General features: G+C 66.2%; 8 protein-coding genes. 2 read left to right on the top strand and 6 right to left on the bottom strand.

The genetic code is table 11. The annotated features are described in order from the left end of the window. Positions 1–41: 41 nt before the first annotated feature. From ACQCSX_RS22000 to ACQCSX_RS21990, 3 genes are all read right to left on the bottom strand, one after another. A complete protein-coding gene (locus ACQCSX_RS22000) occupies positions 42–5,468 on the bottom strand; it encodes an LAGLIDADG family homing endonuclease (protein WP_427019368.1) in 5,427 nt (1,808 codons plus the stop codon). Positions 5,469–5,531: 63 nt separating this feature from the next. Next, positions 5,532–6,200, bottom strand: a complete 669-nt coding sequence (locus ACQCSX_RS21995) for a nuclease-related domain-containing protein (RefSeq protein WP_427019367.1) — start codon at positions 6,198–6,200, stop codon at positions 5,532–5,534. 1 nt (position 6,201) lies between these two features. Next, a complete protein-coding gene (locus ACQCSX_RS21990) occupies positions 6,202–6,360 on the bottom strand; it encodes a hypothetical protein (RefSeq protein ID WP_427019366.1) in 159 nt (52 codons plus the stop codon). Between the two features lie 98 nt (positions 6,361–6,458). On the opposite strand from ACQCSX_RS21990, the gene ACQCSX_RS21985 reads away from it, so the two are divergent. Next, on the top strand, positions 6,459–6,854 hold the full coding sequence (locus ACQCSX_RS21985) for a hypothetical protein (protein WP_427019365.1): 396 nt from the start codon (positions 6,459–6,461) through the stop codon (positions 6,852–6,854). 19 nt (positions 6,855–6,873) lie between these two features. On the opposite strand, the gene ACQCSX_RS21980 is transcribed toward ACQCSX_RS21985, so the two are convergent. Further along, entirely contained in the window at positions 6,874–7,203 is a 330-nt protein-coding gene (locus ACQCSX_RS21980) for a DUF4190 domain-containing protein (protein WP_427019364.1), read from the bottom strand. A gap of 112 nt (positions 7,204–7,315) precedes the next feature. Between ACQCSX_RS21980 and ACQCSX_RS21975 the strand changes: the two genes are divergently transcribed. Beyond that, the gene (locus ACQCSX_RS21975) at positions 7,316–7,471 is read left to right on the top strand and encodes a hypothetical protein (protein ID WP_427019363.1); all 156 of its coding nucleotides are present in this window, start codon (positions 7,316–7,318) and stop codon (positions 7,469–7,471) included. Positions 7,472–7,628: 157 nt separating this feature from the next. Here ACQCSX_RS21975 and ACQCSX_RS21970 read toward each other — a convergent pair whose 3' ends face one another. After that, entirely contained in the window at positions 7,629–9,026 is a 1,398-nt protein-coding gene (locus ACQCSX_RS21970; protein WP_427019362.1) for a hypothetical protein, read from the bottom strand. Beyond that, on the bottom strand, positions 9,020–13,078 hold the full coding sequence (locus ACQCSX_RS21965; RefSeq protein ID WP_427019361.1) for a hypothetical protein: 4,059 nt from the start codon (positions 13,076–13,078) through the stop codon (positions 9,020–9,022). The genes ACQCSX_RS21970 and ACQCSX_RS21965 overlap by 7 nt, the downstream gene beginning before the upstream one ends. Positions 13,079–13,897 lie beyond the last annotated feature (819 nt).

The raw sequence follows: 13,897 nt of genomic DNA, 5'->3' as shown, positions 1-13,897 counted from the left end.
TCCCCCTGCCCAAGGTGTTCTGGCAGGGAGATGGGAGGGGCTCAGGCGAACGGGTCCTCGTCATCGAGAGGGACGAAGCGCCTCCGCCGGGGCGCCTCAAACGGATCCTCCACATCGGCGGCGGTGGCGGCCTTGTCCGGAAGGAACGGGTCGTCGTCGTCGTCGTCGTCGGATACCGGGCCGGCCGGTGCGGAGACCTCGGCTTCCAGAACGGTCCAGTCGAGCTCCTGAAGTTCCGGCACCGCCTCCGCCTCCCCAGCGGCCGGGCCGGCCGGCACTGCGGGGCCGCTATCTGACGCGAGGCCGAAGAAGGCCTCCACCTCACCGAGCTCTTCTGCACCCATCCCGGTGTCCGGGTCCGGAACCACCAGCAGCGTTTCGACACCGGCATGGTGGAACGCCTCGGCGGCCACCTCCCGAAGGGTCAGGCCCAGGACCGGATCTTCACCGGCGAGCTCGTCGTCGATCCACACCGCACGGCGCACCTGCGGGTGGCGGGCCAGCCAGTCCAGGGCGGCATCGATCTTCCACCACCCGGCCACCTCCGTGTCGGCGGTGAGGACGTCGCGGGCGTGCGGGAACAGGTGCCCGAAACTTTCCGGGGCGTCCTCCGCCCAGGCGGTGAGCCATGCCTGGGTGACCGGGAGGGCGGCGAGCCGGGCCACGCTGCCGGGATGGTACATGACGGTGCCGCGGCCGCCGGCGGCCAGGTGCTCGAGACCGTCGGTGTACAGGAAGGGGGCAATGGTCCCGTCGACGTCCAGGAACAGCACCGATTCGTCATCCACGCGGGATTCCGTCCCGTCATCGGGCCAGTTCGGGTCATCATCGGAAGCGGTGATGGCCGTTCCCTCCGGCTCCTCATTCAGGGCGGTCAGCGGCGCAGCGGGTTCGTCATCGGTGAGGTCCATGTCGGACCAGTCCAGATCATCGAGGTCCAACTCGATCTCGCCCAGGTCGACCACGGTGGCAGGTGAAGACGGTGCGGGGGCAATCGCGTCCCGGAGGGCGGGCCGCTTGACGAAGGATGAGATGTCCGTTTTCGATCCGGCGTCAAGGACCGGGATGCGTTCCGCCAGCGCTGCCTGGAGCTGATCCTGGGTGGCAAACCAGGTTTGGATGACGACCGCACTGTGGTCCAGCGGCTCCCACAGTCCTCGCCCCTTCGGAATGGGGTTGCCGACGGGCGGGGCCGCGTCAAAGTCCCGCAGGGCAGACATGCGGTCACCACTGGACGCCTGGCCGAGCAGCGTCCTGGCGAGGTTCGTGTTGTGGGTTGGGATGAACCCCTCAACCAGGAAAAGATGGCCTTCGTCGGCGACCCCGATACAACGGGTCGGCTCTGTGGCGATCCGCTCGATGGACACAATCATCCGCCGGCTCGCTGTCCCGCCGACAACGGGTGCGCCCTGCTTGGCGAGTTTCCGTGGAAGCCGGAAGACAGGCGTGCCGGTGCGGAAGGTGACACGGTGGACCGTTCCCGCCACCTTCTTCCGGGCGGTGTCTGCTGGCAGGTGGGAGGCCTCTCCTTCAGACCAGTGGGCCGTAATACCCAAGGAGCGGACGAGCTCGAGGACGCCGCCGGCGAGGCGGCGGCTAGTCTGCGCCAACACGCACCGGCCGGACGCCATCAGAGACCCGTCCGTGTCCATGAGCCCCTGCAGAAGTGCCAGCCGTTGCGCCCGCGAAGCGCGCAGATAGACGGCAGGGATGTGCTTATCGTGGAGGACCCCGGCGTCGCGGAGCTTGACCTGGAGTCCGCGGGTTCCGATCAAGGTGTCGTGGCAGGCCAACACGTGAGGCGCATACCCCGCAGCGCCCAGTTCCCGCAGCAGGTGCTGCTGGTCGGTTACTCCGTCTTTGTCCGTGCAGAAGGCGGCTGCGGAGGACACAACCTTCCCTGACCCTTTGCACCCGGCGCCGAGCCAGGCTCCCAGCACGTACGGGTCGACCGGCAGGTCAATGTCCGGCCCGTCGATGGGGTCGCTGGTCCGGATGGCCCAGTTGAGGTGGCCGCGGCAATCCCTGATCGTCGCTGCCATTTCCTTCGTGGTGACAATCCGCTCCCCTTCTTGACTGCCGCCTGTGCGCGGGTCGTGTCCGGGACGGTCTGCACGATGAGGTGCAGAGGTCTTCATGAAGTCACGGACGTTGTGAGGATGGCCGGCAGGCCGGGACGCATCCTGGCGGGCCCGGTTCCTGCGTGCTTGCCGGTCGGTCGCCTGCCACAAATGGCCGCCGCCGGCCTTGACAACCTGTCCATCATCGAAGGTGACCGCGTAGACCTCGTTGTCGGGGAACACGTCGGAAAACTTGATGATCGGGGTGGTGGTCCCGCCGGGTGTGTAGACGAGGTCGCCGAGGGAGAGCTGGTCGTTGCGGGCCCATCCGCTGGGGAATTTGCCGGAGACCGGGACTGGCACGAGCGTGTCCAGAGTCAAATCTTTGAGGTCGCCACCGCCTGGGACGGTGTCGAGCATTTTCGCGGAGAGTTTCTGGGTGCCCAGCAGCAGGTTCACCCCTGCGGAGGCGGCTTCACGGGCGAGCTTGCCGGTGAACGTGCCGATCTCCTGCTTGGCACGGTTGATGGCCACGATCTCTTCCCGAAGGGTTTCCTCTTCGGGGTCATCGGACGGCGGGGGGACGACTTCCTTCTGCATGAGGGAGGTGAATTCGTCGATGAGGACCACCAGGGGCGGGGGCGGGTCGGCGAGTTCGTGGTAGGAGCCGACGCCCATGGCGGAGTTGACCATCTTCCGTTCGGCGACGATGGCGTACACGGCCTTGAGGGTGGCCGCCGCCTCGAACAGGTCCACGGCAAAACCTGCGGCGTAGTCCTTGGCGAATTTGAAGTCCGCGGCCGCCTTCATGGGGTCGATGATGTACAGCAGCGCCCCCTTGATGAGCATGCCGTAGACGAAGCCCTGGGCCAGGACGGACTTTCCCGACCGGGTGACGCCGGCCAGCAGCGCGTGGGGGGAGGTGATCGGGTCGTACATGATCGATTCCCCCTCGATGCCGGTTGCGAAGGGGATGAGGTGCCCGGAGTTGTCGACGGCCTCGAAGTCGAAGGCCACCCGTTCGGGCATCGGGTTTTCGGGGCAGCTGAGAATGCGGATGTTGCTTGCCGAGGCTGTCCGCTGGACATCGATGAAGATGTTGTCCGTCGCGTTTTTGAGCTTCTCCGTCACCGCGCGGACCATGGTGTAGTCCAGGCCGGAGGGCAGGTTGAAATCGGTCACGATGACTTTGTCGTTCTTGGGCAGATGGCCGACATTGGTCAGCACCGGCATGAGACCACCCGTACCGGAGACCCCCGAGTCAAGGAACGCCTGCTCCCAGTCCAGGGCGGCAAGGTATTGCTCATGGCGGGGGCTGGCCAGTTGAACCTTGGACGGCCTGGCCCCGACGACGATGGTGCAGCCGTCCGGGGCGGCGGCGACGCGCAACCAGCCCGAGGCCCAGTGCTGGCGGATCCGGTCCGCCATGCCCCGGACATCCTTCAACGTCACTCCGCCGTAAAGGCGCAGGTCGATCTTCCAAATGTGTTGGCGCGACTCGGGCTTGGTCAGGCAGGTCGCGGCGGCGATCGCGGGACGGTCGGCGAGCTTGGCGGCCTTGAACGCCTGGTTGATGAGCCCGGCCAGCACCCAGCGGGGGGCATCGGAGCGGGGGACCGGTGCCAGGTCATCCGGCTTCGCGGGCACCGCCTCGGAAGCCCAGTACACGCTGAAGGCCTGCGGGTGGCGTTCGCCCTGCCGCTTGCCGGATCCCGGGAACCCGGTCATGGCCACGAACGGGGCGGCATTCAAAGTTGAGGGCAGGGCCGGTTCGAAGAGGAAGAAATCGTGCGGAGTCATGCCCTGGCGGGTGATGAAGGCCAAGTGGTTGACGATCACCCCGTTTTTCAGGCGCGCCGAGTTGGCGGTGCTGGCTTCCATGACGGGCGGGTTCGCCTTGTGCTTGGGGGCGGCCTCGGCCCAGCGCTGGTTCCAGGCGTCCTCGTTGATGAGCTTCTTCATGTCCTTGCCGGTGAGTCCGCAGGCCGGATCCCAGACGGTGTCGTTGTCCGAGAGCGCCCCGGTGTAGACGCAGCCAAGCCCGGACCGGGCACGGTGGTCCACCAACACCTCGGCCTGCAGGGCGTCGGCCATTTCGTTTTTGCCGTTGGCCCGGATGTAGGAGGCGGGGGGTCCTTCGGGAAGGTACCAGGTGATCGCCCAGGCGGAGCGCCCGGAACCATCCGTGTCATCCCCGGCTGGTTCATCCCTGTCCGTGTCATCCCCTCCTGTGCCGCCGGCGGGCCCGGCCGGGACGGTGAGGAGGTGGACGTCGTCGATGACGGGGCGGGAGTAGACACCGTCGGCGGCCCACGCGATCGCGCAGCGGGCCAACTGGTAGACGACGTCCTTCGGGGTGGCGGGGTCGGTGATGTCGGGCATCTGGTCGGAGGGCCAGCGGACAATGTCGAAGCGCAGCGGGTGCTTGGTGCCGGGCATCGGCTGGTTGTTGGAGTCCAGGTTGGGGACGTCCAGAATGGCGACGCGGGCGCCGGTCCCCAGAGTGGGGATGATCTTCTCACCCATCGTCCAGTACGCCATGGCACCGGCCGAGGCGGGGGCGTCGAAGGTGTCGATGACGGCGGTGCCAACTTCCTGCCGGTCAATCAGGCGGGGGGCCGGGTCCTGCTTGAGCATGTCCCACCGGCCCTTCCATTCCTCCCGGGCGGCGACGACGACCCGCCAGTGTTCGAGGGCTTCGGTGATCCAGGCCCGGGAGAGCAGCGCCAACGGTCCACCGGTCAGGCACAGGGCCCAGATGGCCGGCTCCGGGATGGCCGGGACGGCGGCGGCCGTGGTGGCCAGCGGCAGCATGACGGTGGTGATGGTGCCGGCCACGGCGCCGGCGACGAGCCCGCCGATGACCAGCCCGGCCACCCGGCCCGGGTGCTTGCGGGCCAGGGCGATCAGGGAGTCCAGCCGGGCGCCGGGGTTCTCATCATCGGCGACCTGGGTGCGGCGCCGGGACGCGGCGGACTGGGCGACGGCAATGAATGCGGCGGCGGCGTTGATCCAGGGCCCGTACCCGCCGGTGTAGGGATCGCTGACGGGGACCAGGTAGGCGGCAGCCCCCGCCCAGAGGGCAACAAGGAAGGAGAGGTGCGGTTTGAGCCCCGGCAGCCAGTCGGTGGTGGGGAGGGCGAGTTTGAACTTCAGGTCCTCCCAGAACCGGTACTTGTTCATGGCGGCCTGCTCCCCGGCATGGGCCGGTGCCGGGTAGCCGCGGGAATCCTTTTTGCCGGAGAAGATCGCCGGCGGGTACGTCCATGCGGAGACGACCAGTCCGGCCCAGATGGCGGCGACCCCGGGGTAGCCCCGGTAGATGGCGTAGCCGGCGACCGCGACGGCGGCCAGCATGGCCAGCCCGGTGATCGGCTTGGAGGGTCCCTGGTTTCGGCGTGCCGCCATGGTCGTCCTTCGGTGAGAGTTCTGGTCCTGGGTGTACCTATGCGGGCCGGTTCCCGGCGGCGGTTAGGCGAACGGGTCCGGGCCGCGGTGGGGGTTCACGCGGGGCGGACGGGGCGGGCCTCCGAACGGATCATCGCCGCCGACATTCGCCGGTGCCGTTCCACGGCCCGGGCGCGGTGACGTCACGAGTAGTTGGCGCAGGCGGGCGACGATGGCCGGGTCGGCCGGCCCCTGCCGGACGAAGGCCTTCACCAGGGGGACGACGCCGAGGCCGTGCACGATGGAGGCTCCCGGAACCTTCAGCGCCCACGTGCTCAGCGACTGCCCGTCACGGGAAGACCACACGACCAGGCGGGGAAGTCCGATACGTGCGCCCGTGCCGGCCAGAAAGGAGTCCATCGACCGGGAAACGTACGACTGGTCCTTGCCCACATGGTCCGCCTTCGCCCAGCCGCGCCGGTAGCCGAAGACGGATGAGTAAAACCCGGGCTTCCACACCTTGGTGTCCAGGATGAGCACGTTCTTCCCGGAGACGATGACGTGGTCGATGTTGGCCTTGAAGCCCGGGAGGGGAACGCGCAGGTCATGCAGGACGGCGGCCTTCAAGGCGAAGCCGTTCAGGAGCGCCTCGGTTTTCTGTTCCCCCTTGGCGCCGATGCGGGCAACGGTCTCGTTCACCGCCCAGGAAGAATCCTGCAACCCGGTGGCGGCCCGGCCGTAGACGCCGTTCACGTCAGAACGTCCAGATCAGTCGGGCCACGGTCCAGATCCCCAACAGGAGGAGGATCACGCCCAGGACCTTGCCACCGGATCCGTGCATCCAGTCCTCAATGTCCTTCTTGTCTTTGTCCCGGTCGCTGAGGACCCGCTCCTTGAAATTTTTTTCGCTCATACCTCGAAACATGCGTAGGCAATGCGGTCACCGGTGCCCCCTTGACCGGGAGCGAGGCTACGGGTAAAGGTTGGGGATTGGCCGGCTGAGGAGGAGACATGGGGTTGCGTGAGGACGCCGAGAAACTTGTCAGTGAAGACAGACGGAGAGTCGAAGAATACAAACGCAAATTCATCGCAGAAACGCGTGCGCGAGTTCCTGATTCTGTCAAAAAGTGGAGCACCGGCATTGGCCCAGAAGAGGATCCCGTCTACACGACGCGTGATGGTCCGTACACTCCGAGCGACGGATGGAACGGTACCCAAATGGTCTACAACATCGACCTGACACTTGAGGGCATTCATTTCAGAGGACAAGCCATTTTTAGCAGCGCGGGGGGCTCGAATAGTTGTCGACTGGAGATGAAAATCGTGAAGAGAGACGGGAGTGTCGGCCACCCGATCAGCACTCCTAGAGACATCGCATATGCGCTGTCAACGGGAGATTTTAGCTGAGGAGCCTGCGTCGCCGCCGTTACCGACTGCCGGCCCTGGACAGGTGGGACATATGCACCGGCACGGTCCATAGGGATGAGGTATCAGGCGTGCAGGTGCAAAGGCCCGGCACACGAAGCAGAGCGCTGTGGAATTTGGGCCGCGGCCGGAGCCAGTGTCCTTTGAACACGGCAACCCCGACCCACGTCCAGATGATGACCATGAGAAGGAGCGCCGCCCCGATGTAACCGAAGATGAGCCCGATGTTGGCCATGCCTTGTCCTTGTTCACCCGTGCGTCTGATCTGTGCCCTGGCGAGGTGGCCGAAGACGATGGCCAGGACGCACATGCCGATGAGTCCCAGGATCATGGATGTGACGGCGAAGGAGTTGGTGCGGGGGCCGGGCGTCTGGGCCCGCCACGCCGCCGGTACATCGTATGCCGCAAGGGCCGTGTGATCGTTTGCGGGAAACATGGCCGTAGTGGTGGCGACGCCGGCGGCCCGGCGCTCCGCGATGGTCATCCGCCCGTCCGGGCGCGAACCCGCGGAGGGTGCGTGGCTGCTGGAGGGTGACGCTTTGACGGTCGTGCCGCAGGTGCTGCACGACGTGGCGCTCCGGTCGTTGGGTGTTTGGTAATTCGGGCAATTCATGCGGCTCCCCAAGGCTTGATGTCAGCTCCAGGCAGGCAGACCGTACACAACGTTGTGCTGGGATGAGAGTCCTGCAATTCGAGTCAGAGGTCAAGCACCATGCTGAATCCGCTCGATTGTGTCAGGCGGGCTCTCCCGCCTAGCTACCATTCGATGCGGAGCCGGGCCGGAAGTTTTGCGTCGCCGCCGTTGCCGACCGCGCCACCGAGCGGACGGCCCTTGCAGAGGTGCGGTTTGGCCGGTGCCGGGTGCGGGACCTCGACGCCGGCGCGGTCCATGGGGGAGCCGATCATTGCCGTGTGATCGCCCTTGCGCATCCAGTGCGGGGTGGCGGCGAGCAGCTTCGAGTTCTCCAGCACCGCGGTCGCATCGAAGGTGTGCCACGGCGTGAAGGGGTAGTCGCCCAGCAGATCCCGTGGCGCCCACCGGTCCGGCCCGGTCGCATCGTTGATCGCAAAGTCGGCGCGCAGGTCGAAGAATTCTTCGCTCATCAGATGCCGGTCCGGGAACCATGACTCCCAGTGGGCGACCCCCATCCGGGCTGCTGGTGAGTCCTGGCCGCGGCCGGGGAATTCGCGAAGGACGGTTGCCATCTTGCGGTAGATTTCGTGCCGCGGGTCCGTGCTCGTGTGCCGCGGACGGTCAGGGTGCGGGGCCGCGATGAACACCACGGTCAGTCCCGATGTTTCCAGTGGCCGCTCCGAAAGCACCTGCGCCCAGCGGCGGACCTTGTTCTCGAAAGCCGCCGAGGCGGTGGCTGTCAACTCGAACACAATGCGCATCCCGTCAGTGCGGACGATCGTCCCGTCGGCGCGCCGGCTGTCTGTCCGAGCCAGTTTTTTACCGAGCCCCGCGCCTGCGAGCAGGTCAATCGAGGAGAGCTTTTCGCCCAGGACGGCACCGACGTCCAGATACTCACTGACCCTCAGCCCCAGTTCGGTGGCAAGAATATTGTGCCGGTCGTACTGGCCTCCGGTGGACCAGGGGTGGCCGGCGGTGACGCTCAACCACTCCGGGCCGGTGAGGGTCGGCTCGATGATCTTTGTGAAGGAATCCGAGTTGGAGGTCCGGTAGACGACGTTGCGGTTCATGCCGGGGCTGGGCCTGGTTTTGTTCGGGTAGGTACCGATGTCGATGATGTCCAGCGCGAAGGACGCGGCAAGGGTCGAGTAGTTCGGATCCAGAAGGTACCGGCAACCGGTGAAGGCAGCGAGCTGCTCCGATGACACTGTGCGCCAGGAGTCTAGGACACCCCACGCCGCAAGGCGGCCGGTGCGTCCCCGGTTGGATGTCAGGATGCGCAGCGCCTCATCGGGATCCAGGCTCAGCTTGGCATTGCCCTTGCTGAGCCCCTCCTTTTTGTGGTGCCGCGAGATCGAGCCGGTGATCCAGTTGGCCTGGGACCCTGGTGCCCAGAGCCTGTCCCAGTACGGGTCGGCCCGGTGGTGCATGGCCAGGTCATCGTCCGGGTTAGCGGACGGCATGATCTCGGCGTGGATGCCGTCTTTGACGATGCGGCGTTCGGGTGCAACGGTTACCACGGGTAGGCTCCTGCTGGTTTGTGGGTGTAGGCCTGCGCGGTGGCGTAGGAGAGGACGTCGGCTTCGAAGTTGGGGAGCTTGACGATGAACGCGGACTGCCGGCGCTGGTCCACTTCGGAGCGGACGACGACATGGTACGGCTCGAGGTGCTGGATGTCCTCGGTTGTCCATTCGCCGTTGGAACCGACGTTTGCGGCGACCTCACCGGCGGTGGTGACGTCCGTCTGGGCGAACGAAATCAGGGTCGCGTAGGTGAGGAAGTTGTTGCGCAGTGCGGGGCCGAGCTGTTCCGGCCGCTGCGTGGCGAGCATTGCCCGGATGCCGTAGGACCGGCCCTGGTCACGGATCCAGGCGACCACCTCCGGGGAGGTGCCGGCGAGGAGGGAGAGCTCGTCAGCGAAGATCGACACGGACCGGTCCTGTTCCAGCCAGCCGGAGCAGGTGCGCTTGAGCGCGTTCTGCAGCGAGTACATCAACAGTGAGGAGATCTGCTGGTTCTGTTCGTCATCCAGAAGGATGCCGGACGGGGAGGAGCCGGTGTTGATGACGACGGAGCGGTGGCCTTCGATGATGTCCGTCCAGCTGACCTTCTTGCGTGAGGGGGTCCACCAGTCCTCCAGGATCAGGAGCTGTTCGAACTTGTTCCGGGGCGGTTCAAGGAACGGCCGGCGCGCGGACTCGGTGCGGTCTTCGAAGAGGGAGGAGATGGCGATGTACGCCTGTTCGAGTGTCTCGTCCGGTTCGCCGCGTTCGCGCAGCTTGATGCCGAGCGACTTGATGGCCAGGGCCAGCTGGACGGCGATCTTGTCGGAGGTTCCGGCGAGCAGCTGGTAGGCGTAGTACAGCGGGGACATGCCGTGCTTGAGGATCCGGTCGTCCCGGTCTTCGATGGAGTCGATGACGCGTTCGTCCACGGACATTGCCGCGGTGAGGATGGCGACGATCGTCGGGAAGGACCGGGGGCCGATCGCGTCGGCGCCGAACGTGTACTTGAGCGCGTTGGTGAAGAAGACGGCCTTGGCCGCGTTGTCGCCCGGAACGGCGAACAGGTCGATGGCCGGGGTGCGGGCGTCGGCGACGTCAATGGCGAGCACCTTGTCCCCGAGGGTGTGCGCCCAGTGGATGTACTTGGCCACCCCGTCTCCTTTGGACTCGAACGCGATCAGGGTGTTGTGCGTGCCGGGGTAGCCGGGCTTGCCGGACGGGTTGACCCGCTCCAGGCAGTGCCAGCCGAACAGGGAACGGACCAGGAGCGAGTTGTGGGTGGGGATGAAGCCATGGGTCAGGTACATCCCGTCGGCAGCGTCCACGGAAATGCAGCGAACCTGCTCGGACTCGACCCGCTCGATGGACTCAATGTACAGAAGACCCTGAGTGGACCTGGTCTCGGCCGGAAGACGGTCCAGTTTCCGTGGCAGCCTGAAGACGGGCAGCGACGTGGTGAAGTGCATCCGGTGCCTTGTGGAGGTGACCTTCCTGTTGCCGTGCTTGTCGACGTAGCTGGCGTCAGATGGTGTGCTCTTGCACTTGATACCGAGGGACCTGATGAGTTCCAGCGCGTCAGCGGCAAGCCGCTCGTGGCACAGTGTGAGCTCGCAGGTGCCGTTCGCGCCCACGGTGCCGTCGGTGTCCATCAGGCCCTGCAGCACAGCGAGGCGCTGGGTGAAGGACGAACGGAGATAGGGGCTCGGAATGTGCTTGTTGTTGATCAAGCCCAGGGCCCGGAACTTTTCGATGGCTCCAATGAACCCGTAGAGCCCCGGTGCCTTACGTGGACGCAGTTCGAAGCCGGCGGCGGCGATTTCGTCGAGGATCGGTTGGTCAAAGCAAGTGATGGCAGGCCCGTTTGTGTTCCCGTCTCCGAGCCAGGCGCCGAGAACGTAAGGGTCGAGTACGGCGTCAATCTCTTGGCCTTCCACGGGGGCGGCCAGGTCGATGGCCCAGTTCACCGCGTTTTCCGCGGACACCCGGACAGCGGCGGCAAGTTCGGCAGTGGTTCGTAGCTGGACGCGTGCTGCGCGCTCTTTGCCGGCTTCGATGTGGTCGGCATAACGGATGAGGACCTCCCGGAGTGGGTAGACCTCGAGCGTCTTGAAGGTGGCCTTGGTCGGAAGCAGCACGTTGTGCGAATCGCGGACCCGGGGAACGCCGGCGGTCTTGAGTCGCTCGTTCATCTGGGAGACGTCGGCAGTCCTCGGTGCAGCCGCGCCGCAGGCGACCAGGACTTCGCGGGCCGTCATGAGATGTCCATGGCGCGGGGTGAACGATGCGACGCCAATACGGCCGACGGTTGAGGTCTTCTTCGCTGAAAGGTCCAGCAACGCCTTCTTGGCCGACACCGCATCAAACCTTACGCGCGCCCTTCTGGCGTTCGTCGGACCCTCCGGACGAACCGCCACCTGCGCCCTGACCGAATCGATACCGGCTTTCCTGACGAACCGAAGGAGCACTCCGGCCCCGATGCCGCTGACTCGTGCCATGTCGTTCCCTGCAGCCATGGTTCCAGGCTCTATTTGCTCTGCGATGCCGCGAAGTCTCTTGGCTTCCTCTTCCGCACGGCGGTCGACCTCAGCCATCTTTCCTGTCAGCACACCGGACCCGTCGCGGCGTCGGGTGGTGCGTGACGAAACGGCCCAGAGGTGTCCTGCGTCGGTCCTGACTTTCTGGCCGTCACTGAAACGGACCTCAAACATGTCACCGTCAAAAGGTTCGGAGAACCCTGCAACGTTGGTGACACCACCTCCGGTACTGAAGACCTGATCGCCGACGACGAGTTCGCGGTTGAGAGCCCACCCGGTCGGGAACTTGTCCGATACCGGGACGGGGAACCTGGCGTCGAGGCTTTCGGCTTTTCCACTTCCGGGCTTGCCGACGATGGCCACGGAAAAGCGCATCGCGTCGGCGGAGAGGTGGGCCGAGCCGTCGTCGTTCGTGCCCAGCATCGGGCCGATCGGCTGCAGCATCGCCGGCGGTGTGGAGCGGGCCCGGGTCGCGGCGACACCGGAGACGGCTCCGGCGTGCGGGGAGACCATGCCGACGACAACGTTGGGTCCGACCATGAACGTCTCCGGTGCCAGGGGGTAGTCCCCGTCGGAGGCCGGCACGAACTTCTCGTATGGGACTTTCTCGCCGCCAACCATTCGGGATCCCTTGATGGTGCGTTCCTTCCGGGGCGGGCGGGGCCGTCCGCGCCGTGCCGCCGGCGACGGGAACGCCGCCGCGGCGAGGCGGTTGCGAAGTTTCGTGTCCGGGGAGGAGATGCGGCCGGTCAGGGCGGCGAGGCCGAGGGTGGCGGCCACACCGGAGATCGCATACAGGAGCGGGGCGATTCCTGCCGGGATGTAGGCGGCGTACGCTGCCGGGACCTGCGGGAGGCCGAACAGAGTCGCGGCGGCCAGGACCAAACCGATCGGCAGGCCGAGGAACAGGGCGTGCCGCTTCGGGGCAAACCGGACTCCGGAATCCAGGTCGAAACCGGGCAGACCGGCGGTGACCTGGGAGAGCAGCGACGTCACTTCCTCGCGGGAGTTGCCGCCCGCGGCGATGGAGACAAGGACCGCCGTCGGGGAGGTGGAGTGGTGCGTCGGGACAGCGGTGCCGAGCCGGTTTCCCAGCCACGGGGTGTAGAACTTCCGCTCCTTGTTGGAGGGCTTGCGCATCGTGACAGCAACCCAGGAGCCTTCCGGCAACGCGTTAGCCAGCAGGCGCGGAAGTTCGGTCGGATCAATGCCGGACTGTGTCTCCCGCAGCGCCGGGGACGGCTTGTAGGTCAATGACCCGATCGCCTCGGTGTCGCCCAGGTCGGTCGGCAGCTCGGCTTCTTCGGCGCGGGCGCCGACCGTGTGGGCCAGGTGCAGCGGCGCGTTCGTTCCAAGCGAGGTGGCCGGCAGGATCAGGTATCCGTTGAGTCCGGTCTTCTCCCGCCGGGTCAGCAGCGTGGCCTGGCCGGAGTTGGTGGCAGCGGACGCGAAAGTTCCGGCACGCTGAGTGAAGGTTGTGGGGTTTGTGTCGATGCCGCCGGCCCGTGAAAGCCTGAAGATGCGCTGTTCCATACCCTGGAACATGCGTAGTTTCATTGATGATGGCCATACAGACCCGGGTAGGCGGATTTGGGGGTTTTTACAGATCCTGGCTCGCTGCAGAAATCCCCGAATCGCCCGAAACCCGTCCGGGAACCCCGCGCCCGCTTCTGGCCTATAAATGTGATGTATTGACGCGGGCAGGTTGGAGTGGACTGGTCACCCTGCAGGGATGGTTGATGGTGTTGCCGGTGGTGTTCTGCTGACACTTGTTCTGTGTGCGGCTGCACGGCAAAATGACGGCGTCTAGGAAATGGCTCACCCAGGATGCAGGGGGTGGTTGCGTTGCCCATTTTTGGTGCCTCGGGTGTCGCCTGCCGCGGGCCTTTAATGTCCTGCGGACGGCGGCGGGTGCCTCTGATCCATGTCTTGTGGGTGTCCCTTGGTGCCGGTGGCCGGGGGTGCGCTGCGCGCGGGTGGCTTGGGTGGCTGGTGGTGGTGCGTGGGTGGATGTTGGGTGGGGCCTGCCGGCGGCGGTGCTGCGCACCCGGGTGTGCCGTTCCGTTTCTCGCCCCGGGTGCCGTGTCGGGGGACCGTCTTGGTGTCCGGTCCGCCGTGTCGTCCCCCACACCGGTGCCCGCACCGTTCCCCGGATCGTGAACCATGGCGGGGGCTTCGCCCCGGGGCGCAGCCCCCGTGCACCGGGTCGTGAACCGCAGCGTCCCCCGTGACGGGCATCAGCGGCCACCGGCCGCCGGCAGGCCCCACCGGCAGAAGGAAACCACCCCAGGTATCTGGCACCGGCCCGGGGCGCAGCCCCCGTGAAACATTTCGGTCACCGCGGCGGAAACC

This window comes from Pseudarthrobacter sp. P1 (assembly GCF_050156935.1).
In the GTDB taxonomy this organism is placed as follows: Bacteria; Actinomycetota; Actinomycetes; order Actinomycetales; family Micrococcaceae; genus Specibacter.
Note: the sequence above shows the minus strand (reverse complement) of the source record. Positions and strands in the feature narration are given on the sequence as shown.